Annotated in this window: 24 protein-coding genes and 3 pseudogenes; 5 read left to right on the top strand and 22 right to left on the bottom strand. The window is 43.1% G+C overall.

The window, feature by feature from the left end:
* Positions 1-464: 464 nt before the first annotated feature.
* The 13 genes and pseudogenes from H8A87_RS19695 to H8A87_RS19685 form a co-directional block, all read right to left on the bottom strand.
* Positions 465-971 (bottom strand): annotated as a pseudogene (locus H8A87_RS19695) (DUF4184 family protein).
* A gap of 416 nt (positions 972-1,387) precedes the next feature.
* Positions 1,388-2,929: an NAD(P)/FAD-dependent oxidoreductase gene (locus tag H8A87_RS01025; protein ID WP_198688174.1), complete on the bottom strand. Its 1,542-nt coding sequence runs from the start codon at positions 2,927-2,929 to the stop codon at positions 1,388-1,390.
* Between the two features lie 25 nt (positions 2,930-2,954).
* Positions 2,955-3,353, bottom strand: a complete 399-nt coding sequence (locus H8A87_RS01020; RefSeq protein ID WP_198688173.1) for a DUF805 domain-containing protein — start codon at positions 3,351-3,353, stop codon at positions 2,955-2,957.
* A 176-nt stretch (positions 3,354-3,529) separates the two neighbouring features.
* On the bottom strand, positions 3,530-4,816 hold the full coding sequence (locus H8A87_RS01015; RefSeq protein WP_198688172.1) for a 4-aminobutyrate--2-oxoglutarate transaminase: 1,287 nt from the start codon (positions 4,814-4,816) through the stop codon (positions 3,530-3,532).
* A 36-nt stretch (positions 4,817-4,852) separates the two neighbouring features.
* Positions 4,853-5,605, bottom strand: a complete 753-nt coding sequence (locus H8A87_RS01010; protein ID WP_198688171.1) for a cache domain-containing protein — start codon at positions 5,603-5,605, stop codon at positions 4,853-4,855.
* Positions 5,606-5,641: 36 nt separating this feature from the next.
* On the bottom strand, positions 5,642-6,397 hold the full coding sequence (locus H8A87_RS01005) for a FadR/GntR family transcriptional regulator (RefSeq protein WP_198688170.1): 756 nt from the start codon (positions 6,395-6,397) through the stop codon (positions 5,642-5,644).
* Between the two features lie 53 nt (positions 6,398-6,450).
* Entirely contained in the window at positions 6,451-7,191 is a 741-nt protein-coding gene (locus H8A87_RS01000; protein WP_332460311.1) for a nuclear transport factor 2 family protein, read from the bottom strand.
* Between the two features lie 48 nt (positions 7,192-7,239).
* Entirely contained in the window at positions 7,240-8,670 is a 1,431-nt protein-coding gene (locus H8A87_RS00995) for a gamma-aminobutyraldehyde dehydrogenase (protein ID WP_198688168.1), read from the bottom strand.
* A gap of 432 nt (positions 8,671-9,102) precedes the next feature.
* Entirely contained in the window at positions 9,103-10,029 is a 927-nt protein-coding gene (locus H8A87_RS00990) for an alpha/beta hydrolase family protein (RefSeq protein ID WP_198688167.1), read from the bottom strand.
* A gap of 113 nt (positions 10,030-10,142) precedes the next feature.
* Positions 10,143-11,087 carry a serine hydrolase domain-containing protein gene (locus H8A87_RS00985; protein WP_198688166.1) on the bottom strand — a complete coding sequence of 315 codons (945 nt, stop codon included), beginning with the start codon at positions 11,085-11,087 and terminating at the stop codon, positions 10,143-10,145.
* Between the two features lie 117 nt (positions 11,088-11,204).
* Positions 11,205-12,389: a DmpA family aminopeptidase gene (locus tag H8A87_RS00980; protein ID WP_198688165.1), complete on the bottom strand. Its 1,185-nt coding sequence runs from the start codon at positions 12,387-12,389 to the stop codon at positions 11,205-11,207.
* A 57-nt stretch (positions 12,390-12,446) separates the two neighbouring features.
* Complete coding sequence (locus H8A87_RS00975; protein WP_198688164.1) at positions 12,447-13,553, bottom strand: alkene reductase; 1,107 nt, start codon at positions 13,551-13,553, stop codon at positions 12,447-12,449.
* Positions 13,554-14,179: 626 nt separating this feature from the next.
* Positions 14,180-14,254 (bottom strand): annotated as a pseudogene (locus tag H8A87_RS19685) (CatB-related O-acetyltransferase); the annotation flags it as partial.
* Positions 14,255-14,356: 102 nt separating this feature from the next.
* Here H8A87_RS19685 and H8A87_RS00970 point away from each other — a divergent pair.
* Positions 14,357-14,659: pseudogene (locus H8A87_RS00970) on the top strand (LysR substrate-binding domain-containing protein); the annotation flags it as partial.
* A gap of 61 nt (positions 14,660-14,720) precedes the next feature.
* Here the strand turns inward: H8A87_RS00970 and H8A87_RS19680 are convergent.
* The 5 genes from H8A87_RS19680 to H8A87_RS00950 form a co-directional block, all read right to left on the bottom strand.
* The gene (locus H8A87_RS19680; RefSeq protein WP_232369993.1) at positions 14,721-15,209 is read right to left on the bottom strand and encodes an MFS transporter; all 489 of its coding nucleotides are present in this window, start codon (positions 15,207-15,209) and stop codon (positions 14,721-14,723) included.
* Positions 15,199-15,834, bottom strand: coding sequence for an MFS transporter (locus H8A87_RS19675; RefSeq protein WP_232369992.1), 636 nt, complete (start codon positions 15,832-15,834; stop codon positions 15,199-15,201). Before H8A87_RS19675 ends, H8A87_RS19680 begins: the two co-directional genes overlap by 11 nt.
* A 340-nt stretch (positions 15,835-16,174) precedes the next feature.
* On the bottom strand, positions 16,175-16,585 hold the full coding sequence (locus H8A87_RS00960) for an ASCH domain-containing protein (RefSeq protein ID WP_232369991.1): 411 nt from the start codon (positions 16,583-16,585) through the stop codon (positions 16,175-16,177).
* A 194-nt stretch (positions 16,586-16,779) separates the two neighbouring features.
* Entirely contained in the window at positions 16,780-16,926 is a 147-nt protein-coding gene (locus tag H8A87_RS00955) for a hypothetical protein (protein WP_198688184.1), read from the bottom strand.
* Positions 16,927-16,941: 15 nt separating this feature from the next.
* Positions 16,942-18,288 (bottom strand): aspartate aminotransferase family protein, encoded by a 1,347-nt coding sequence (locus H8A87_RS00950; RefSeq protein WP_198688162.1) that lies wholly within the window; start codon positions 18,286-18,288, stop codon positions 16,942-16,944.
* 817 nt (positions 18,289-19,105) lie between these two features.
* Between H8A87_RS00950 and H8A87_RS00945 the strand changes: the two genes are divergently transcribed.
* Complete coding sequence (locus tag H8A87_RS00945; protein ID WP_232369990.1) at positions 19,106-19,543, top strand: DUF2946 domain-containing protein; 438 nt, start codon at positions 19,106-19,108, stop codon at positions 19,541-19,543.
* Positions 19,544-19,664: 121 nt separating this feature from the next.
* Complete coding sequence (locus H8A87_RS00940) at positions 19,665-21,683, top strand: TonB-dependent copper receptor (protein WP_198688161.1); 2,019 nt, start codon at positions 19,665-19,667, stop codon at positions 21,681-21,683.
* Between the two features lie 142 nt (positions 21,684-21,825).
* Here the strand turns inward: H8A87_RS00940 and H8A87_RS00935 are convergent, their stop codons facing one another.
* On the bottom strand, positions 21,826-22,317 hold the full coding sequence (locus H8A87_RS00935; RefSeq protein WP_198688160.1) for a MarR family winged helix-turn-helix transcriptional regulator: 492 nt from the start codon (positions 22,315-22,317) through the stop codon (positions 21,826-21,828).
* Between the two features lie 170 nt (positions 22,318-22,487).
* On the opposite strand from H8A87_RS00935, the gene H8A87_RS00930 reads away from it, so the two are divergent.
* Positions 22,488-22,871: a DMT family transporter gene (locus H8A87_RS00930; protein ID WP_332460310.1), complete on the top strand. Its 384-nt coding sequence runs from the start codon at positions 22,488-22,490 to the stop codon at positions 22,869-22,871.
* A 28-nt stretch (positions 22,872-22,899) separates the two neighbouring features.
* The gene (locus H8A87_RS00925; protein WP_198688159.1) at positions 22,900-23,496 is read left to right on the top strand and encodes an NADPH-dependent FMN reductase; all 597 of its coding nucleotides are present in this window, start codon (positions 22,900-22,902) and stop codon (positions 23,494-23,496) included.
* Positions 23,497-23,699: 203 nt separating this feature from the next.
* Here H8A87_RS00925 and H8A87_RS00920 read toward each other — a convergent pair whose 3' ends face one another.
* From H8A87_RS00920 to H8A87_RS00910, 3 genes are read right to left on the bottom strand one after another with little or no spacing between them, the layout of a single operon-like run.
* A complete protein-coding gene (locus H8A87_RS00920; RefSeq protein ID WP_408646851.1) occupies positions 23,700-24,323 on the bottom strand; it encodes a pyridoxamine 5'-phosphate oxidase family protein in 624 nt (207 codons plus the stop codon).
* A complete protein-coding gene (locus H8A87_RS00915; RefSeq protein WP_198688157.1) occupies positions 24,320-24,778 on the bottom strand; it encodes a GNAT family N-acetyltransferase in 459 nt (152 codons plus the stop codon). The genes H8A87_RS00920 and H8A87_RS00915 overlap by 4 nt, the downstream gene beginning before the upstream one ends.
* A complete protein-coding gene (locus H8A87_RS00910; RefSeq protein WP_198688156.1) occupies positions 24,756-25,112 on the bottom strand; it encodes an MFS transporter in 357 nt (118 codons plus the stop codon). The genes H8A87_RS00915 and H8A87_RS00910 overlap by 23 nt, the downstream gene beginning before the upstream one ends.
* Positions 25,113-25,120: the final 8 nt, after the last annotated feature.

Raw genomic sequence — 25,120 nt, 5'->3', positions numbered from 1 at the left:
ACATTTTAACTTTGGATAGACAACCTTGGTTCGCACAATCTATATTATGTTAAATAAACAGGAATGGATAATAACTTCATGAACTTGAATTTCTTGTCATAAATCAACAAGTTACTGTTTTTTTGGCAGCCTTCTCTTTTCCTGCGTTATGTTCACAGTGCATTATGCTTAATACCCATTATCAAGTTATTTCATGAAGAAATATGGCGTCACTGATACTTTTCTTCCCTCATACTCTTATCCTTATCCATAAAGCTATAAGAACTAAAATAATGAAAAAAACGGGTACAGTGAAAGTAAGTTCCCTAAAAACAAATCTACTTATATTTAATCCTGACACCTCTTGAGATAAATACAATGCTACAGGGCATGTCAAAATCCCAGAGATAAACCCAATACTAATAAGACGATAAAGTTTTATTTTCTAAGTGTAGGGATCTAATTTTTTCTGATATTGAGAATACTTAATACAGAGATACAGTAATCCCATCAATGAACTGAGGTGCTGCAGAATTTTTATATATACTTATCCCCTGCCCGTTAGTCATAGAATGAAGAATACGAAACTGTAATAAAGGAATTATCTCGACAAAAAAACCTTTCTCGTGTGTAAATGCATCCCAGCCAATATGAGTTACCGCACCTATGAATAACGACGACACAAAAACAACACTATTCTTATAACCTTACTTTCATAGTAAGTAAAAGATATCGGGGAAATTTTAGAAAAAGGATATGATAATAGGTGTATAGTTAAGAATTTTAATAAACACAAAGGAAAGATGGTTTTATACAGTATAAAACCATCCGATCAAGTGATGCGCAGTTGTTACTATATTATATAAACCAACGGAGTAAAATAAATCAGGAGATAAACTCCCTGTAATTAACGCAGGTAAATTTAGCCATTTGCCTCCTAGAAAATGCTTTGAAGGAAAAACGGCAGCTGGATGTGAAAATGTCCATGGCATTACAAAAAGTCTTTAAAAATATTAAAGTCTACGATAAAAATATATTTTTCAGTCTAGCAATGCTCCATCCCGATTAATACATTAAATTACAATTCTGATACGATAGTAGATAATTTCCCTTTCTTTTCTATCAAGCCGTTTGTTATGGTCATACCTAATGACAAAACCACTTTTAATAATACCGACAGGTTTTTAAACTATATCAACAACACATTTTCATAATACATAGCGGCCGCGCTGCTATCAGCGCGAAATACCGCATGATGAAGTTCGTTCCTGACCTTGCTCGATGCTAATAATCCCCGATACGGCAAGCCCCGGCGTTTTTCTCCGGTCTCCTGTGGAAAATTGCTTTAACGGTAGTGAAGTGCACATAATAGCGGCCATTACGGCTAATGGAGAAACTAGCCAGCCACTCAGAACGAAACCATATCTGCCGGATTAAGTGTGTTTATCACTCCCAGAGCGCTTTTAATCAATGGGATAGCCACCGGAGAGAGATAGGAACCCAGCGGTATACTCGAGTGTTCGATGCGGGTAAGCATGGTAAAGTCGTGATTGCGTCCGGTGAGATCGTCGCTGATGGCTTTGCCAATGCGAACCGTCTGCGCCACTCCATGACCGCTCCAGCCATGCACCATATACACAGGGACGCTGTCACCGCTTTTGCGAGCATCGGTGGCACCGTTCAGGGTCAGATCGCTGATCCCGCCCCAAGAGTATTCCAATTCGGGTTTTTCCAAGTGCGGGAACACGGTTCTGATGCGATCAAGCAAATAGTTGTTTACATCACGCGGTGACCAGGAGTTGCCGGTGCCCTGTCCACCAAACAGTAGGCGGTTGTCGCGCACCGCGCGATAATAGTCTATCTGTAACTGTGTATCGTAGACTGGCAGATCTGACGGGATCAGTTCTTTGATATCCACCGACAACGGCGGAGTTACCGCCACATAGGTGAAAAAAGGTACTGTAGTGGAAGGGCCGGAGATAAACTCCTCGGTGGAGCCATGCACCCCCAGTACCACGGCTTTGCTCGCCCTGATAACTCCCCGTTCAGTTTCTATGACCGTGCCGCTGGCATCCTGCCTGATGCCCTTCACTTTCGTGCTGTCATAGACTCGTCCACCCAGTTTGGCAAAGCCATAAACTAGGCCTCGCAGCAGCGCCAGAGGCTGAACCTGTCCACCGATACTGTCGATATTGGCACCATGATAAATACTCGAACGGACATATTCTTCCTGCAATTCATGTGGCCCAATAACCTTCACCGCCGTATCTCCCAAGAGTTGCCGGGCATCAGCATTAGCCACCAATGGTCCCATATGACCTGGGTGTATCGCGGTGGTAATATGACCATATTTGCGGTCACATTCAAAACCGTAACGCTCTCGGAGTTCATCCACAAGATCCATCGCTTCAACTGATGTAAAACGCCATAAACGTTTGGCCTCATCGGGCGAAAATTTTTCCAGTATAGTTTCCGCTGACCAGCGAGCAATTCCGGGGGTCATCTGCCCTCCATTACGGCCAGAGGCTCCCGAACCAATGTTATCCTTTTCAACCAGAATCACATCCACGCCCGCTTCTGCAAGATGCAGCGCAGTGGAAGCACCCAGCAACCCGCCGCCAATGACCACAACCTCACAATGTTGGTCTCTAGGAAAGCGTCCAAAAGCCGGCCAATCAGCCAGGGAGGCCTCATAGTAGTTGGCTGGCATGGCGTTGGTAGCCACGTTTCTATGCCAGTTCCAGATGCGCGGATCCAACCCCAACCGGCTGGTTCTGTACTGTGCATCCTGCAACAGCGTCGGCCGGAGTTGGTCAATATTGACAGCCGAAACATCGACCGCAGTTAAGGTTCGGGCGAGCAGAGATGTGGTGGGAAGTATTGATGAAAGTACTCCCACCCCTGCGAGGGTCGCGGCAGTAGAGATAAAATCTCTTCTGTTCATTGCCATTTCAGCACTCCTTTATGACCGGAAATTACCCGTTAGCCTGGCCCGGGGTATTTCCCTGTGAGTAAATCCCGTTCTCTGAACTGTATTTATTGCTGCCCGCCTGCCCTTTCAGAGCGGCGAGAATCAGTAAGATAACAGTGCCGACAAACGGGATAAGATGTAATAGTAGCCACCAAGCGCTACAGTTGATATCGTGCAGGCGGCGGGCATTTACCGCCAGCGCTGGCAAAAATGTGAGCAGCAGATAGATAGCGCTGAACCACCCCATATAAATTTCGGGATTGGCAACAGCAAACAGCCTTTCTAGGAAAGAAATGATGAGAACAGCCAGAATCTGAAACAGAACGAAATACCAGAACTCCTTACGCTGGGCTCGCCCCCTGAAACAGGTATAATTCTTTAATACAATTAAATACCAGTGCATTGTTGTCCTCTCTTGTGAACCAGCGGGTTTTTCCCTGCCGCCATGCTCATTTTGGGTTAATCTCTCTCCTTAGCTGCCCATCGGTTAAGCGGCAGAATAGCCATCGGAGGGAAAATGCTGAGCAAACCAAACACTGGCTCACTCAGGCATCACTCTTACACTAGAGCTCCCGGCCATTACTTTCCCTCTTTACCGTTCAGATCGAGCAGCACAGATTCCAGAACGTTTAGTGCCTCGTCAAAAACATCATTTGGTATAGTCAGCGGTGGAAGGAAACGGATCACGTTACCGTGTACACCACACGTCAACAGAATCAGGCCACGTTCTAGTGCTTTCTGACGCACCGCGTTGGTAAAGCCGGCATCGGGTTCCTGACTGTCCGCATGGTTAAACTCCACTGCAATCATCAGCCCAAGCCCACGCACGTCAGTGATCTGCGGGACACGCGGTCGCAGTTCATGCAGACATTGTTTTAGCCGCTCTCCTAGCTGCGTTGCACGCGCAGCCAGCTTCTCTTCTTCGATCACATCCAGCACTGCATGGCCAGCCGCAATCGCCACCGGGTTACCTCCATAGGTTCCCCCCAAGCCACCCGGTACCACTGCATCCATCAGCTCTGCTCGTCCCGTTACAGCCGCCAGCGGGAATCCCCCCGCCAGACCTTTTGCCATTGTGGTCAGATCGGCCGCAACCTTATGATGTTCCATGGCAAACAGTTTGCCTGTACGCGCGAAACCGGTTTGAATCTCATCGGCAATGAGTACAATATCGTAGCGATCGGCAATTTCGCGTAGGGATTTGAGCAGTTCGGGAGGTGCAGGATAGAAACCACCTTCTCCCTGTACCGGTTCGATGATGATGGCTGCGACGCGCGTGGGCTCAATATCGGTTTTGAAGAGATTCTCCAGTGCGTTCAGCGTCTGTTCCACGCTGATACCGTGCAGCCCTACCGGAAACGGAACACGATAAACGTCGCTAACCAGCGGGCCGAACCCCATTTTGTATGGGGCTACTTTGCCGGTTAATGACATACCGAGGAAAGTACGGCCATGAAAAGCGCCGCTGAAAGCCACCACGCCGCTGCGCCCGGTAGCGGCACGTGCGATCTTCACGGCATTTTCTACTGCCTCAGCCCCGGTGGTAACAAAGACGGTCTTCTTCACAAAATTACCCGGCACCAGACGGTTCAGTCGTTCGGCTAGCGCTACATAATTTTCATAAGGCACTACCTGATGACAGGTATGGATAAACTGTTCCAGCTGCTCTCTGGCGGCGGCAATGACGCGCGGGTGGCGGTGGCCGGTATTCACCACGGCGATACCAGCGGCAAAATCAATATAGCGTTGCCCCTGAGCATCCCAGATTTCAGCATTTTCCGCACGCTCAACATAGACTTGTGTGGTCACGCCAACGCCTTTTGCGATAGCCGCGCTGCGCCTTTTAGCTAACATAGATTCAGTCATAAGTAAAAACTCCTGAGCAATCTGAATAAGTGGGCTTCAGCAGACAAACGCCCTGTGTGATTCAGTGTGTGATGACGGCAGGATCACCAGACGCAGTGAAGGTATTTCACCATCGGCCGACCGGTTAACGTCTTGGCTCTTCAATAGCGAACCTGAACGCACTCCCGGCACTGTCGAAGTCACGACACGCGCATCGTCATTAATAATCAATGCTGGCTTACCGATAGCGCCCAGAGCCGGCAGAAGTAACCGATCCAACGTCGAAACCAGCATATCCACCGCCGCAACACCGGCAAACTCCTCACCGATAAGCACTGGATAGGCTATCGTAATCGTGTAGGCACCGTTGCAGACATAATCCACATAGGGGCCGTCAATAACGGGAAGATGACGGCTGGATGGCTGCCGGAACCACTCAAACAACCGGAAATCCAGACGCCTGCGTTGCTCCTGATTGTGTTCCAGCTGCGCATACTGAATGGTATTCCCTTCCTGACGCCACCACTCCAGCGTCCAGTAACCGTCCTCCTCCCCAACCGCCTTCGGTACCGCATAGCTGGCAAATCCCGCCCCGTTACACCAGGCGTTGTTACGCAGTATATCGTGGATATGTTTTTGCAATGCGCCGCGTTGCTCCTGCGCCAAGCGGACACCTTCCGTATGATACAATGGTAGCCCCAATAAAATACGCGCTGTCTCATCCGCTAGAGCTGCTGTGGCCTGCTGCGCTGTGACCAGAATATCGTTCAGGATGCTCCTGGCCCGTTCTATGTATATGTCGTTGTACATATGCTTCCTCCCTCTCTTGGGATGTATGCAGCCGCGTTACTCGCGATCAGATCTCTGCAAGAATGGCGCGTCAGTATCCACACGCAATTTGTATTCAAGCAAGTGGTCGGTAATTTGGGTAATCATCTTCTGCGCCAGCTGGTAGCAGGTTAGGCCATCACCCTTATACAGAGCAGCCAAGAGTGTACGCCAGGCGGCGGCCACCTCACTGTGAACGGCAGCCTCTCGGTACAGAAGCACCACCAAAGGCGTCCATGCAGCCTGAATCTCCAGCTCCTGATTGGCAAGCCTGGCCGACTGTGACTGGGATGCCAGAGTTAATAGACAGCGCATATCTGTCTGTATACGGGCATCCGGTTGAGTCGCGGCCGCAAAGCTGTCGATCAGTTGTCCAAGCTTTCTCAGTTCACCCGGTGTTGAACGTTGAGCCGCAAGCCTAGCGCTGTGGCCGATCACTGCACAGTGAAACTCGCTGAAATCCGCCAGTTCGCCTGAAGCCATCAGCCGCAGAGGGTGATATTTCCGCATTGTCTCAACAGAGACCTGGCACACAAAACTACCGCCATGACGTCCGCGCCGAGTATCGATCAACTGTCTGGCCCGCAGCGTATTCAAGGCGTCACGAACAGTTACCGGTGACACACCCAACAGCCGCGCCAGCTCGTTTTCGTTAGGCAGCTGCTCATCAGTCTGTAATATCCCGGAGATGATCGCGTTACTTAAACGTTCCACAACCTGTTCGGTTCGGGTAGCCTGATCGAGCGGTGCATAAATGATGGAATATGCCGTCATTCTCTAATTCCTGGTTGAAATGACATGAGATTTCAGACTGTCTGCAAACAACGCTAAAAAATACCGTGGCGATGCAGCGCTTGCGCATCCCCCGGTACCGGGGTGATGGCATCCCAAAGCTCAACCACTTTGCCGTTCTCGATGCGCCATAGCTCAAAGTAGCTGTGACGTGCTCCGGCAATACTCCCCTCCGAATGGCTCAGAACAAACTGCCCGTCGGCTACTGTACGATGGGTTTTTGCATATTGCAGGCCCCGCCCTTCATTCTTGAGTTGCTGAAGAAACGCAATGACCGCAGCCGTACCATCGGGAATATCAGGGCTGTGTTGGCGAAACTCTTCACCATTGGTGTAGTTTCCAAATTCATCATAGTGTCCTTCGATCAGGGTACGGGTGAAAAAGTTAACCACCAGTTCGCGGTTCTTCTCTCTGTCATGGCTATGGCCCGTTTCAGTCGGGCCATCTAACTGAGTTCGGCCACTGGCGTTGGGCGAGGACTGCGGCACTAAGCCGTCCCAGTGCTCCACGATTAGGCCATCGGCAACCCGGTACAGATCGAAACCGACCAACAGCTGATCATCTAACCCCGTAAAACGGCCGTGGATAGCAACGAGGTCACCGTCCTGTAGTACGCGATACGTTTCATGGTGCAGTTCAGGATGTGCCTGAACCCGTTCACGTAGTCCGGCAAGACCATCTTTGACCAACGGGGAATGTTCGATGAAATTCGGCGCAAAATAACGCTCAAGCGCCCCCACATCACGGTCAGTAAACAGCTCGTGATGTGCGCGCACCACCAGGTCACGTGAAGATCTATTTTGATTCATTATGGGTGTCCTGTATTAGTCGTTGGAACTCATTACGTGTTTGATACGCGTATATTCATCGAAACCATAAGCCGACAGATCTTTACCGTATCCAGAGTTCTTGAAGCCGCCATGCGGTGCCTCTGCCGTAAGAGGAATATGGGTGTTAATCCAGACAGTTCCAAAATCAAGCTCACGAGACAGGCGCAATGCGCGACCATGGTCGCGGGTCCAGACACTGGAGGCCAACCCGTATTTCACATCATTAGCTTTCTCGATAGCATCCTGTTCTGTTAGGAACTTCTGCACTGTAATAACAGGGCCAAAAATTTCGGTCTGAATTACTTCATCGTACTGCTCCAGACCGGTAATCACCGTAGGTTCAAAGTAATATCCCGAACGATCGGCCTGACGGCCTCCTGTTTCGATACGGGCATGAGCGGGCAGACGCGCAATGAACCCTTTGACCTGCTCCATCTGGCTAACATTATTAAGCGGCCCATACAGCGCCTCTTTATCTTCTGGATCGCCAAAACGGGTGGCTTTAGCCGCCGCCGCCAGTTTAGTAACGAAGATATCGTGAACAGATTCATGCACCAGCACACGTGAAGCTGCCGTGCAGTCCTGACCCGCGTTGAAGTACCCTGCGGTAGTAATGGTCTCCACCGCTTTGTCCATATCCGCATCGGCAAAAACAACCACCGGCGCTTTGCCACCCAGTTCCAGATGTGCTCTGGTGAGATTAGCCGCCGCCGAAGAGGCAACCTGCAAACCTGCACGTACGGAACCGGTGATGGAAACCATCGCCGGCGTTTTGTGTGAAACTACCAGTGCGCCTGCGCTGGCATTACCCAGCACCACGTTGAAGGCGCCGGCGGGGAAGAACGGAGCGGCCAGTTCAGCCAGCAACAGAGTACTCTCCGGCGTGGTATCGCTCGGTTTAAGCACCACGGTGTTACCTGCTGCCAGCGCAGGTGCTATCTTCCATATCGCCATCATCAACGGATAGTTCCATGGGGTAACCTGCCCCACCACGCCCAGCGGTTCACGTCGGATACTGGTGGTCATATCAGGAAGATATTCAGCTGTAGCCTTGCCTTCCAGAAAACGAGCTGCCCCAGCGAAGAAGCGGATATGATCCACCGATGTCGCAACCTCCTCGGAAGCAATCAGGTGCTTGAGCTGCCCTGTATTGCGGCTCTGCGACTCAATCAGACGTTCAGCGTTTTTTTCCACCGCGTCAGCCAGCGCTAACAACGCCTGCTGACGTGCCGAGGGTGTGCTGCGTCTCCATATTTTAAACGCCTCTTTAGCTGATGCATAAGCATCATCAACATCGGCTGCGCCCGCGTTAGGAGAACGTGCATAAGATTCACCAGTGATCGGACTAACCAGATCAAAATATTCGGAACCTTTAGATTCAATATACCGACCATTAATGAAATGCCTGAGCGTTGGTACCAGCATGGTTACCTCCTGATGGATTGAATACATAAAATATAACCTATGATTTAATATATTTAATGGTTGTATTTTAGTCAAATTTGTAGCTAAAATGTAAAAAAATAGGGAATTTAGATACATACATGTAACTTACAGCGTTTCCAGCTGAAAAAATATGCAAATCTGTGAGCAAGATCGAGGATTTCATATGATCGCATTCAATCCGATTATTTAGGTGTAATTCACTTGCCGTTGCTGGCCATTGACAGGATATTTCTGCTCCTTCTTGAGCTGATGTAATGCCTTACCGTATGCAGACGCTTTATCGGGATAGTAAACGTATTTGTAGGGCGGCTGGTATTGGATACAATTGGCTACTTTTTATATTTGATTACCAAATGGCTAAATGGGAAGTGTATATGTTCAGGTTTATACCAACTATGTTAGCGCGTTTATTTAATGTAGCTGTTTAAACCATTTTTTAATATCTTCAATCACAATCGATGATTCATCTTCTTTTTCTCTGTTTTTAAAAAAATGGTCAAGGTTTTCATATGTCATAAAAGTAATGTTTTTTTTGTTAATTTGATGTCGCATTTTGTTGAATGAATTAACATCAACATTGATATCACTCATATTTTGTATAATAAGCATAGGTGACTGTATTGATGATATTACTGATTGATTGTCAATGGATAATGTGTCTTTCCACCAACGAGTACCGTGGTCGCTAGTGACAAAGTCTTCAGGTAGCTTATTTTCTTTAATCAAAGAAAAAAACTCATTCAGTTTTTTGAGTGTGTCATCTACTTCGACTTCTTCTCCGTTATGATTTTTTTTCATACTGTAAATGACATCATCACTAAAATAGCGACCGCCGCCGTTAATCGATATTGTCACATCGCTAACATCAGAATTTGCTGTCACTAAATTGGCAATAATGGCACCTTCACTTCCACCTAATAAAATGACTTTTTTATAATTGTTTTTTAAGAGCTCAATGACAGCAATATAGTCCGACACCCTTTTTTTAGGTGAATCATTTAAAATATATGCCTTAGGACAGTGATTCTCGTCTATTATTACATCATCTTGATTTGATGATTTTTCATTAAGTTCATATTTTTCAACCAGTAAAAGATCGCTTTCAGGGATAACCTGCCCAAACTTTTTTATCATGTTTTCATTTCGTATGGCACTCTTACAATCAGATCCCTGAATGAGAACCAATAGATTTTTAGATTTCCCATTATTTCTTTGAAATAGGTAATAAGTAATATCTTTTTTATCGTCAGAAGTTAGAGTATGAGTAGAAAAATCCCCTATGCTTTTGGCAGAAAAAGACAAACTCAGCAGGGAAAAAAGAAAAATATATTTAATCATGTGATAATTTTAATTTAAATGAAGATAGCACGGTTGTAACATAAATATGACTGATTTTTCAAATTAAAACTATCCAATTGGTTTATAATTAATTTATCAATATATCGGCAATCTTATAACTTAATGCGTGATTTTGGAAAACGTATAAAATAAGCTCTGTAACCTGCCCATCCACCGGAATGCTCTAAACTCGGCTCTGCTAAGTGGTTGTGATGTTCTAAACCAAATGCATAAAGTTCGTGATTTTTAACTGTATCTCCGATAGGTGTTTTTTCTGGTAATGCTTGAATCATACGCTGAATTAATGCTTCTCCACCTACTCTGCCGCAAGTTAAATTTTCGCCCCATAACATGAGATCTCCAACTGTTGAGTGTACCGCCCCATCCCCCGTGTGTGTCCATAAGGATTCAAGTAGCTGATCTTCTTGACCATATGCATGTGCAAATTCGACAGCTATTGGGTATTCATTAACAATGAATGTATTCTTCATTCCGAGTGGCCTAAACATACGCTCTTGGCTTAATTCGCTCAATTTCATCCCGCTGATTTTTTCAACCACTTGTGCCAGTAAGAAATATCCGGTATTGCTATATTCAAAAGCGGTTCCTGATGCAAATACCGCTTTGGATTGAGCATATAAGTGATGTAACGATTGTTTAATCGTCAACGGATCTTGTTCACTAATGCCAACTGATTCAGCCAACTCCATATAATCAACCAATCCGCCAGTATGATAAATTAAGTGAAGCAAGGTGACGGGTTTTGCATAATCACCCAAATCAGGTAGGTATTTTATGATTGAATCATCTAACGATAAACTACCGTCACTTTCTAACAACAGAATTGCAAATGCAGTGAATTGTTTTGAAACTGAAGCAATATTAAATACGCTGTCTATTGAAAGCGGTTTCTGTGATTCTAAACAATCTAAACCTATAGAACCTTGATAGGTTAAACCGCTGTCATATTTAGCCATGTATACAACACCGGGAGCATTTTCAGCGAACGGTGTTAAAAGTTCATTTAGTGATTTGATAATATTATTTTTTTTACGCATAAGAAATGAATTTATAAAGTTATTTTATTGTACAGAAGCGTGGGAGTTACCGACTTTGATTTCAGATTCATAACCTTCAATCAAAGTCGTTTTTTCAAATCAAGGTGCAGATTTTAGCTAACCTTCCACAAGTATATTATGTTTTTTTAATATTTCCATAACCCTCTCTTTAGGGATAGAATACGAAGTATTATCATTTCTCCCCACCATTTTTTTGGCTGCGATCATAGCATTAATTATTGCCTCTTCTGTTGCATTTATTGTTGCCTCATACAAAGGATCTAGTTTGTCATTTGGCAGTATTTTTATTGTTCTAACATCTTCCCTAGAAAATGCATCATTATTTGCAGTTGAAAATGCAATAAATATCTCACCGCTAGTATTCCTGGCAACACCACCTACTCTTGCAAGCCCAAGAGATACTCTTTTAGCTATTTTATCTAATTGGTGAGGAGCCAATGGTGCATCAGTGGCAACGACTACTATTATGGAACCAGCATCCTTTAGTTTTTTCTTGTCTCCATGGTATACCTGTTTAAGCTCCTTTATTTCTTTACCAACTGGAACTCCTGCAATAATCAAGTCATCCCTATCACCAAAGTTGCCTTGAACAAGAACTCCAACGGTATACCCTCCATCTTTTTTATCTAAAATTCGCGATGAAGTACCTGTACCTCCCTTAAAATTAAAAAGGTTCATTCCTGTTCCACCACCAACATTACCTTCTTCTATAGCGCCTGATTTGGCGCTATTTAAGGCGTCATATACATGTTCTTTTTTTACATGCATACCATTTATATCATTTAATATTCCATCCCACGTTTCTGTAACCACAGGTAATAACCAAAATAAATCATCTTTTAGTGGTGATGTTAGGTTGTTATCAATCATCCAGCTAATTGTTGAGTCCCTAACAACACCAACACTATGAGTGTTGGTTATTAATATTGGAGTTTCCAAGAAACCACTTTCTTCAACCCATTGACTCCCCGTCATATCTCCATTGCCATTTAAAGAAAATATACTGGAAAATACAGGGCTAAATCGTTTTCCTCTTGGCAATATAGCTGTCACGCCTGTTCTTATTGGACCTTTTCCAACCTCTATCGTTCCATCGCCTTCTATTATGGTCGAATAGCCAACTTGTACACCGTTAACATCTGTAATCGCATTATACTTCCCTGTTACCCCAGATAAAGGAATGCCTAAATCTCTTGCTCTAATCTCATGGGCTAAAGCATTAGAAGTTATCATTGTTGATATAGATAAGAGCATAATATTTAGTATCTTCATATTTCCCATAAATACTCCTTGTTATACTAAATTAATTTGAAGATTTAGGATTTAAAACATAAAGATTCAAAAGGAATTTGCCTTCGGCCAGTCGGTATACCCTTTTGCCCCATTACCGTAATAGGCATCATTAGTTACATCAGCAAGTTTAATACCGTAACGTAGACGCTCCACCAAATCAGGATTGGAAATAAACGGACGCCCGAATGCGACTGCATCAACCTGACCTTCTGCACGACGGGAAATTGCCATTTCAAAGTCATAGTTGTTATTGCCGATATAAGCCCCGTCGAACAACGATCTTAATGTACCCAGATCAACATTTTCAGGAACAGTGCGATTTTTTCCTGTCGTTCCTTCAACAAAGTGGAGATACGCCAATTTAAACTTGTTTAACTGCTGAATCAGATAGCTATAAGTCGCCATCACATTGCTATCAAGTGGAGTGTTCCCTACTTCAGTTGTTACTGGAGACAGCCTAATACCAACTCGGCCACTGCTCCAAACGCTGGTGACAGCTTCAACAACTTCTAGAGCCAGTCGAACCCGGTTTTCAATGGAACCACCGTATTGATCGGTACGATGGTTAGTTGAATCACGTAGGAATTGTTCCAACAGATAATTGTTAGCTGAATGGATTTCTACACCATCGAACCCTGCACGTTTAGCACATTCAGCAGCATGTCTATACTGCTCGACAATACCAGGGATCTCGTCGATTCTTAGTGCACGAGGCATGGAGACTTCCTGGATGCCACTTTCGGTATAAACGTTACCGTCCGCTTTAATAGCAGATGGCGCTACAGGCGCTTCCCTATTAGGTTGAAGATCGACGTGTGAACAACGACCGACATGCCACAATTGAATCACAAGCTTACCGCCGGCAAGGTGAATAGCATCTGTGACTTTTTTCCACCCTTCGACCTGATCTTCCGTCCAGATGCCAGGCGTCATAGCATAACCACGCCCCTGTGCTGAGATATTGGTTGCTTCTGAAATGATTAACCCAGCACTCGCGCGCTGAACATAATAGGTTACATTAAGCTCATTCGGAACACCCTCCTTATTCACGCGGCTGCGTGTTAGAGGTGCCATAACAATACGGTTGGCAAGTTCAATTTCCCCCAATTTGGTCGGTGAGAAAAGATCGGTGTGAATACTATTGTCGGCCATAAGATTTCCTTTTTTAATAATTGACCCGTCGTCTATAAAAAATAAAGAAATGCGACTACGAAACTAATAAGATGATCGAATTATCGGCCTGCCCTAACTCAATACAGCGAGTCAGATAGCCGATGATGGCGATAGTACCTTGACGGAGCACTGTTCTCATCCCTTCGGAAAGGTCACAGACTTCTGCTCCTAGTTTTACTACCAGAAACTTGTCTTCAGGAAAACAATAATAAGGACATCTATAAGAAGATTTTTAATAACATAGATATCTGTTTATCTTAGCTATAAATATGAATGTAATTCAATGGCATATTTCACTTTCCTCAATACCGCTCGCAGAAACGCCAACTCTACCGATCCTATAGCTAGACGGATTGCATGGGGTACATGCATAGATGTTGAAAATGGTTCAGCGGTTGATACAGAGATATAATGCCATTGCAACTTGATCAGCCCTAACTTCCTCTCCTAACGATAGCCATACAAAATAAGATGATGAATGTCTGATACACCGCATTCTAGCGAATTATCCGTGAGCCTATTGATGGTAGCTGTAACTATTGGAGTGATTTTTTGATTACCCGCCACTATACTGTAAGGTTCAACATCTTTTGTAACAACGCTGTTGTATGATTGCCGCCCATTAAAATGACGACTTCAGCAGCGATGCACACATAGTCACCAATATATAACTTATCTATCGGGCTCTCTATCATATCTGCGCCAACTGCAATGCTTGACCCCGACTATGGATAGTATACGATTCATCTTTATTAATGGCTGATATAGATACCCTTAAACATGCTTGGTTATTGAAAGAAAATAACGGTGAAGTAAAACGTTACGCTCCACCAGCAACTTATGAGTTTGCTGATGGAGATGCAATGTTGGCGGCTGTATTGGATGGATGCGGATTTGCCCAGCTGCCTTTATGGATGGTGGGTAAATATCTTGAGAACGGAAAACTCAAGGAAGTATTGCAAGGGTATTCTGGGATAGAAGTCCCGATTAGCGCGTTATGGCCTAAAAATCGTCAACTGCTACCCAAAATACGCCATGTTGTAGATACTCTGGTGGAAATGGCGGAAAACGGTTTGCTGGATTAACCTTTTAAGTTGTTTTTAATGTGAATGCTTACAAATGCCATTAATGCAAAGAGGATACTGCTCAGTACAACCGTGTGTACTCCGAACTGTGAAATAAACCACCCTCCTGCCACAGAACCGATTGTGATACCCAAATTAGAAAAAGAAATGTAAAGGCTGTTGCAAATTCCGGGGCTTCATTGGCTTCTCGCATAAGCCATGTTTGGCTGACCACCAGCCCCGCAGAATGTAGTCCACCCCAGAAAATCGCCAATACACACATAGCTACCGATGAAAAACCTAAATACCAGACTTGAATATAGAGAAAGATAAGTAAAATAGGATAGGCATAAGTTGTATTTACAACATTTTTTTGCAGGAATCTGCTAAAGACAAAGTTGCCTATAAATCCACAGACGCCAAATAGTATTAGAATTACGCTGATTAAATCATTATTAAGATGAGTAATTTTCGCAAGGTAATCTGCTATATAGCTGAAACTTGAGAACATCGAGGAAAAAATCAATGTCACAGTAAAAATCGTCAGCCATAACTTTCCTTTACGCAACACGTTTAATTGTTCGGAAAAAAACACTGTTTTTTGTGGCGGGGATAGAAGGAACAAAAAACAAAATACCAATAAAAGCCAGTACACAAGTCACTGCGCCAAAATAAAACGCAGCACTGAGTGATAAATGCTCGGCTATAAACGAACTCATGGGCATTCCTAACACCATTCCCACAGCCACTCCTGCGAAAACTTTTGCGGTCGCACCCGCACTTTTTTCTTTAGGGACTGAATTAGCGGCAACCACAAGAGCAACCGCAAAGAAAACTGCGTGTACCAGTCCCGGAAGAACCCTGAAAGTAAACATCAGATTAAAAGTGTCTGTCGTGGCATAGATAAGGTTAGAAATGATGAATATTAAGATAATGGTGAGAAGAACGTGCTTTTTGTTATATCTAGAGAGCATTAAAGTAACAAATGGACCTGTCAGAGCCACAACAATGGCATAAATACTCACAAGAAAACCAACTTGAATCGGTGTCACAAGCAGCTGTGCTTCCAGTTGTGGTAGCAATCCAATAACTGCTATTTCGGTAGTAATAACACCAAAAACTGCAATTTCGGTAGTAATAACACCAAAAACTGCAATTGATAAAGTCAGCAACAGCATAGCGCTTTTATTTTTCATAATGAAAATCTATTTATTCTTGGCTTTTAAAAGGTAAGTAAAATGATAGGAAATAATCTATAAAAACAGAAGGATACTTTCTTCCATTGTCTGTAGACATAACTTCTTCAATAAATTTTTCTCAAAAGAATTAAAATCGCAACAAGTAAGCAATGAATTTCTGGCGGGTATTTAAGAAAATTAATTAAGACTGAGTTTATGGGGGGATTTAGCTTTTATGAAATCCAGCAATTTAGTGCTAATGCCAAATCGCTGGTATTCCATGGAAATATAGAGATGGTGAATGAAATAATCAGGCCCCCAAATCCGAGAACCTTATCATTGTCTATTGCTACATAAATCACCTCACCTTCTGTGTCTTAAATTCTAAAACAACAATTTCCATATCAGGTGAAAATACGCCTTCGTTTTTAAAAAAGCGTTGATGCTCTAATTGCCATTTAAGCAAACTCCTATCGCCCTCACCTTCTTTCCAGGCCAGTTCTGCTGTCATTTCTGAAAACTTCATTAAATGCATGGCCGTTACTCTAGCAACACAGACTGGGCGCTCCTTACTGTCGAAAACAATATAGTGATTACCAACTGTGATTTTGCCATTATCTGGTTCATCAGAACGATAAGAATGAAACGAGCACGTCGTCGCTGTTTTTATCCCTTTGGCAATTAATTCAGCCAATTCATCATACATCGCAGGAGAGTCACCAAATACCCAACGCCCAGCTTTTGGATATTTATTTTCAATCAGTTCCATGATTTCATCTGTTTTCATATTATCTTTTAGATATTTAATAAGCGACCCTATTTACTAACACAATGACACCATTTTTCACTACAACTTTCTGTCAACTATATGACATGGATCCCTATTATAATTTTGGTTAATGTAAGGTTCGTCGGTATGAGCGGTAAAATCACCGCTCTTTTTAAGAAGTTAATAGTGGTTAATTATTGTTTGGAAATGCGAGTAACCATCGCAGGGAAATTAAAGGGCGTTTGATGTATCATATCCCCTGTAGAAGGATTAAATACTGCTGCCGTTTTGCCACCAGCGATGGTCATTTCACCATTAATTAAATGCGTAATTATTTCCATCCTTCTTAATTTCCTTTATTTAATCTGGTGCAAAACATCCCCCACAGCATTAAACAGACGATTAAGATCATCCATTTTGGCGTTGAACATTGGGCCAAATTGCAGAGAATCTCCACCAAAACGTACATAAAATCCTGCTTTCCATAATGCAATGCCAGCATCAAAAGGCCGAACAACGGAATCTCCATTCCGCGGAGCAATTTGAATCGCGCCCACCAGCCCGCAGTTACGAATATCCACTACATTTGGACAGTGCTTTAATTCATGTAATACTTGTTCGAAATGTGGAGCCAAATCAGCGGATTGTTGCAGTAAATTCTCTTTCTCCAGTAGTTCCAATGTTGCTAACCCTGCGGCACAGGCAACTGGATGGGCTGAATAGGTATAACCGTGGCTGAACTCGACCATATGCTCGGGCAGAGGCTGGGACATAAAGGCATCGTAGATCTTACTGGACGCAACGACACCCCCCAAAGGAATGGCTCCATTGGTAATTTGCTTGGCAAAATTGAGGATATCGGGTGTTACACCGAAATATTCTGATCCGCTCCAATGCCCCAAACGCCCGAAACCGGTGATCACTTCATCAAAAATCAGCAGGATATCGTGTTGAGTACATATTTCCCGCAAGCGTTGTAAATACCCTTTTGGCGGGACAATAGCGCCGACAGATCCAGAAATCGGTTCAACGATAACGGCGGCAATATTACTGGCATCATGCAATTCAATCAGCTTCAGTAGTTCATCCGCCAGTTCAGGACCCCCAGCCGACGGTATCCCTTTAGTAAAGGCCATATTGGGCTGTAATGTATGCGGCAAATGATCGACATCCATAAACTGACCGAACATTTTACGATTACCGCCAATACCGCCAAGGCTGGTTCCTGCGATATTGACACCATGATAGCCACTAGCCCGTCCGATAAATTTAGTTTTTGCTGGTTGCCCTTGAATGCGCCAGTAAGCACGGGCCATTTTTACTGCGGTATCGGCAGCTTCCGAACCCGAACTGGTAAAAAACACGTGATTTAAATCACCGGGCATTAGACTGGCAATTTTATCTGCTAGCTTGAATGACAAAGGATGGCCATATTGGAAACCGGGGGAATAATCCAACGTTTCCAGTTGTTCAGAAACAGCCTGACGAATTTCAGTGCGCGAATGCCCGGCTCCACATGTCCATAAAGCGGACAGACTGTCATAAATTCGACGACCTTGATCATCAACCAGCCAGTTTCCCTCGGCTGAGACAATTAAACGTGGATCTTGTTGAAAATGACGATTAGCACTGAACGGCATCCAATGTGCTTTAAGATTCAGTGTTTGAAAAGAACTGGTTTGAAAAGGATGGTTATCTGACATTTTTTAACTCCTCGCACAAGGTTGTAACAGAGAGTTTGCAATGAAACGACATTTAAGTTAAGTCTCATTTATCGAATCATTAGTTATGAGTTTGCTTACGTAAATGAAACTAACAAACTTTAGACAAGTAACATTTCTGTAGTGACCCGTAAAGGAAAACTAGCTAATGTAATTTTTGGATTGTTTTTGAATGAATTGGATTATTAATTACCTAAATAAGATTATTAGTTATCAACTGATAACTGTTTTTCATTATACAAAAATGCTAAAGTATTATTTAATGGAATTAAGTTATGATTAATTATTTTCTTGAGTAAAATATTAAACCATGATTGAATTTCAAATAATTTAATAGAGTAAAACAACATGATGAGCTTGGGTGAAAAACGTCATTGCAGTAATTTTATTTCTGTCTTAATAAAAATCTCTCTCGTATTTTTTTGATGCTCAGTATTCAATCATCTTATGCAAAAAGTAAAGACAAAGAAGCATATATATGCAAAAGTGTATGTTGGCAACCTAGATAGATGAGGACAGATGAAATTAGTATTATCAATAATCTTGTGACACAATCATCTGATGATAATTCAGATGCACTGGAACGCCTGCACCGAAATAAAAATTAATATAAGTATGCAGACAGGGGGTGAATGTGGAGTTAATGTTTAATTAACTAATTTTTAATATATTTATTTCAAGGATCTTGTTTATACATTCAGCCCGCATTCACCTAACAACTCCAAAATTTTTTAACAATCTCCATCAGAAATGCAGTAAGATTGGCGCTCAATCGTGGAAACTGAGCTGGATCATTAGTTTGTTATCGCTTTTTCGTCTATCACAATGCCGAACACCTGCCATTATCGCCTTGCTGGCGATTTTGATGTTGTTCATTGCGCCAGTGGTATCAAAAACGCTGGAGCACTATCGTGACGACATAAAAAGCGAGATAAACCACAGCATGTCTATGTCTGACATGCAAAATGGCCATAACAATAGTCACCACCAAACATCATCGTCATCACATTCCATGAATCATCATGGCGCTGATCATATCCATATGGGATTGATGGATGATATTGCCTGTGGTTACTGTCAGCTTTTGATTAACCTGCCACTATTGGCAGGAGGTTTTGCTCCTTTCATCTTGCTGACACTAATAATATCCCGTGCGCCACCAGCACCACGTTTCTTTGGCCCAATAATTCGACTGTTCTACGGCGAATCACAACCACGTGCCCCACCCCTTAATTAATCCGCTTACTTGAAATAAATCATTTTATTTTCCATGTATTACGCTGTTTGTAAGACAAGTCGGTATTGCTTCAAACGAATCCAAAAAACAGGATTTGTTACTAATTAAGGGATATTCTTTTATGTCTACTACACAATTATTCCACGTATCACCCCTAACAGCCGCTTTGGCTATCGCACTCGCTATACCAGCCAGTGGCTTGGCTGCCAACGTGGATCACACTAAAGAAACACACATTATTAATGATAATGAGTCTGTGATAACCGTAACAGCTCCAGCAATTTCTCCACTTAATGTGGTCTCTTCACTAAAAATTCCTCGTCAGCCTGTGCCTGCCAGCGATGGTTCTGATTACTTGAAAACCATCCCCGGTTTTTCTCAAATCCGTAATGGTGGGGCTAACGGTGATCCCGTATTCCGCGGCATGTTTGGCTCTCGTCTGCGTATGCTGATTGATGATGGCGAAGTATTAGGTTCTTGTCCGTCACGTATGGATGCACCAAGTTCTTATATTTCACCAGAAAGCTATGATGTTCTGAGTTTGGTTAAAGGACCACAAACTGTACTTTGGGGGCCCGGTAACTCAGCGGGGACTATCCGTTTCGAACGCACTCGTCCTCAGTTTGAAAAAATTGGCGCTCAAGGTAATGCCAGCACGGTTGTCGGTTCTAATGGCCGCTGGGATGGTAACGTTGACCTTAGCCTTGGCAATGAACTGGGCTATATCCGTTTGATCGGTAATAAATCCCGCTCCAATGACTATAAAGATGGTGACGGTAATCGCGTTCCTTCTCGTTGGGATAAATGGAATACCGATGTCGCATTGGGCTGGACACCTGATGAAGATACTTTACTGGAGTTAACCGCTGGACAAGGTGATGGTGAGGCGCGTTACGCTGGACGTGGTATGGATGGTTCTAAATTCAAGCGCGAAAGTTTTGGAGTGCGTTTTGAAAAATCCAACCTCAGTGAGGTATTTGACAAGTTTGAAACCAATTTTTATTACAACAACACCAACCATATTATGGATAATTACTCCCAGCGTACACCTTTCCCAATGGGAATGGGACACGGTGGTCATAGCATGGGCATGAATATGAGGCATAAGATGGAATTAGACCGCCGTACCGTGGGTGGTCGTATGATGGGGACTTGGATTTGGGAAGATTTCAAATTGCAGAGCGGTGCCGATATGCAGGTCAATACTCATCGTAAACATCCCAAAACAGGTTGGCTGAAAGATGCCCGCTACCGTGATTATGGCATTTTTGGTGAATTAACTTGGGATGCGACTGAACAGAGTAAAGTTATCGGTGGTGCGCGTCTGGATCGCGTGATGGTAGATAAATATGCTACCCAACAAGAACGCAAAGACACCCTCCCCGCTGGTTTTATTCGGTTTGAACATAATCTGAAAGACGTCCCTGTGATGTTCTATGCCGGCGTTGGTTATACCGAGCGCTTTCCTGATTACTGGGAATTGTTTTCATCTAAAGCAGGTCAAAATTCTTTCACTGACATAAAGACCGAAAAAACCACCCAGTTGGATATCGGTACACAATATAACGATCGATATCTGAAAGGTTGGGTATCAGCTTATGTTGGTAAGGTGAATGACTTTATCTTATTCCAATATAGCGACAAAAATAACCAAGCGAATAACGTGGATGCCACTATTATGGGCGGGGAAATGGGTGTTGCTTATCAGCTGAACGATAACTGGAAAACCGATGCAAGTTTAGCGTATTCCTGGGCGAAAAATACTACCAACCACCGTCCACTGCCGCAAACTCCACCTTTGGAAGCACGCTTTGGTTTAACTTGGGAACATGGCGATTGGACCAGCAGCGGTTTGCTGCGTCTGGTTAATAGTCAGCACCGAGTGGCGAACAATGAAGGTAACGTTGTAGGCAAAGATTTTGATCGTAGTAAAGGCTTCGCCATTCTGTCTGCAAATGCAGCCTATAAGGTGACTAAAAATGTTCAGGTTAGTGCCGGTATTGATAACATTTTTGATAAAACCTACAGCGAACATCTTAACTTAGCAGGAAATAATGCTTTTGGTTATTCTGCCAATACGCCAACACCAATAAACGAACCGGGTCGTACTTACTGGGCTAGAGTTAATGTTAAATTCTAATATTTTCTCTTCTTAAAGAGATCTCGCCCTGACTCATGTCAGGGCGAACTTCTCTCAAAAATAACTTTTAAAAAAGATATTTATCTTTGTGAATTGAATTATACCTTCTAAAAAAGATACTTTCACAATCTATCAAAAAATCTCAAATAACTGATTCATTGGTCAGCAGCCAATGCCGCAACAGTGTTGCAAGCTGCTCTTGTTGAGCTTCTGTCAGTGGTTCGAGAATGGCTTTTTGATTTTCAAAATGACTTTCTACCACTTTGTCTATCAGCGCTTTTCCTTCCTGCGTCAGAAAAACCTTACAGCTACGTCGATCTTCTTCATTGGCGATACGCTCAATCAATCCTCGCTGTACCATATGCTCAATACGGGTACTCATTGCACCAGAAGTTAGCATAACGGATTGATACATTTCTGTTGGTGTAATTGGCGTATTATTGCGACGTAGTGTCGCAAGGATATCAAACTCAATGGCACTCAGGCCGTGTTCTCTGAAAGCATGTTGCAAGCGTTGTTCAATAATTTTATTGATGCGACATAGTCGTCCAATGACGCCCATTGACGATGGATCAAGGTCTGGACGCTGCTGTTCCCACTGTATCAGTAATCGGTCAACGTGATCGTACTTCATGCTTTTTTATCCTATTTATTTTATTTCGACAAAAAGATACTTGATAAAAATCGGTTAGGCTATTATTTTAATTTATCTTTAAATAAAGATACTTTTAATGATGGTATATTCATCTTAACTTAAAAAGTACCGAACGACTGTACGCAGGATGAAGCAATGAATAACTTAAATTGTCTGGGGAAGTACCTACATCATTACGACGGAAGTATTGCCACCCAATATGCCTCTATTGGCTTCTATTGCCCATCGCTATTTTGACAGAAGGTCTACCGCAACATCTCACCGTAAATAATATTCTCGGCTACGGTTATTTGTGCATGATTGGCGCTGTTTTCTCTTATATCATCTGGTTTCGAGGTATTGAAAAACTACCCGTGGTAACAATCTCTTTTTTAGGATTTCTCAGTGCACTATCTGCTTGCATTTTGGGTTATTGCTTTCTAAAACAAACATTTTCCTTGCTACAAATGCTCGGAGCTTGCACCATCATTATTTCTGTTTGGTTTTCTATTCCTCGAAATCAGATAGAAAATTCCGGTAACCCTATAAATTAATCAACCAGTAAAAAATAACAGGAAATCTATGAAACTTACTCTAATCTCTGGCAGTCAACGCCCAGATTCTCGCAGTCAACGTGTGGCTTGTTATTTGCAAAAATTAAGTCGCGAACATGGCTTTACTGATATGGAGATCCTTGATCTCTCCAATGTAGAATTACCATTACACGATGGTTTCACGACGGATATATCAGCGGAATCGCATCCTTGGCAGGCGATTGCACGGCATTTAAGAGAGAGTGAAGCATTCATCTTTGTTACCCCGGAATGGCATGGAATGGTAACGCCAGCATTGAAAAACCTTCTATTACATTGTGCTGTGACAGAGCTGGGGCATAAACCCGCGTTATTGGCGAGTGTATCTGGTGGCATTAATGGCGTTTATCCCCTCTGCGAATTACGCATGACAGGTTTTAAAAATAACCATGTTTGTTTCTTGCCTGACCACTTAATTTTCCGTCAGGGTGAAAATTTGATTTCGAAAGATCTGATTTGTAACGATGCAGCATTCGAAGGGCGCGCGAACTATACGCTGAAACTACTCAAATCTTATACTAAGGCATTGAAGCAAGTTCGCGAGGATGTTGGAGAAGAAAGCCAAAGTTATCCGTATGGTATGTAAATAAACGACATCTATCTATTGATGATCAAACTTCGGCTCAAATTTTTGAGCCGAGAATATACAGAAGAATATCGTGTTAAGTCCCCATGGCTGTGAACTGTATAAAAATACAGTATACCGTATTTTTGGCATTTTTGTTTAATAACAAAGCATAATTTGCTTTTAATCTGTTCGGGTATGCCAGCCGCAATGTATGTCACGCGCTAATATAGCTCATCCTTTAACCTCTGGGGTAATTTCGCATCAAAGTCATCTTCATCAAAATCGCCTTTGCTGATTTCTTTCAGAATATTACCGGCACTAGGTAAAGCACTGCGCTCAAGGTGAGTAGAAACATCCCATAAACCGGAGCGCAAAAACGCTCTGGAACACTGGAAAAAGACCGCATCCACAGTGATTCGTAATACAGAACGAGGCAGCATATTGCGATGGGAGAAACGTTCCAACACTTCGGGATCAATAACAATTTCCGCACGGCCATTCACACGTAATGTTTCACCAATCCCCGGAATAAGAAATAATAATGCGACATGATTATCGTGCAGAATATTACGTAGGCTGTCTATACGGTTATTGCCTCTTCTGTCGGGTAACAGTAATGTTTTCTCATCTTCAATATGAATGAAACCGGCCTGATCGCCCCGGGGAGAAACATCCATGCCCTCTGGCCCAACAGTTGATAATGTGGCAAAAGGTGAGAATTCGATAAAAGGACGATATATAGGGTGAATATAATTCACCTCTTTAAAAACAGATGCACCCGCTGGTTTTCCGTATATTTGTTCTAGTGTGGTAACATCAGTAACAATCTTATTTATCATAGTCATCCCCTTTGTAAACGGTATTTATTTAGACTCATAAAATATTCTTGGCATCCCGTGTTTTCATCAACCTCCTCACTGACAACATAAAACCCTTGAGATAGATAGAATTTATAACTATCTTGATTTTTCTGATAGACCGATAACGTGAGTTCAGTTCTTCGGCTTTTGGCATCATTAACTAACGCTTTGCCAACTCCCTGCCCCTGTTTATCCGGTGACACAAAAACAGCAGCCAGGTTATCTCCGTGAAGTGCATAAAAACCGACAACGTTAGCTTCTTGTACATAGACATGTACTTCTGAAGCAGGAATATAGAGACTTCTCATATTTTCCACTTGCGATTGCCAAAATTCTGCCGCCACAAAATTATGTGCTTTAATGGAAGCCTCTAACCAAATAGACAAAACTGCATCCATATCTGCTTCTGTAAATAACCTAATCACTTTTTGATACCCCATGATGCGTTCTATTTCGATGTAATATTTTTAACAAGTAAAATACAACAAAAGCGGCAAAAACATTGTAGAGCATACTGTGAACAAAGGCATTTTGATATGTAATAAAAGAGAGTGTATCCACATTGTTAAAATGCCGCTGAACTAACACGCTGACCACGGCAACACCAAAAGCCGCGCCAACTTGTTGTAAGGTTGCAATCACACCTGATGCCATACCAGCAAATCGCACGTTAACAAAAGCCAAAACAATATTTAGCAATGGTGTCATGACAAAGCCTTGCCCATATCCAAGGAGTATTAATATTGGCACGATAAAAAATAACGGAATTGTCATTGATGGAG

The organism is Xenorhabdus lircayensis (genome assembly GCF_016306625.1).
Classification (GTDB): Bacteria; Pseudomonadota; Gammaproteobacteria; order Enterobacterales; family Enterobacteriaceae; genus Xenorhabdus; species Xenorhabdus lircayensis.
This window is presented reverse-complemented; position numbering and strand designations above follow the sequence as displayed.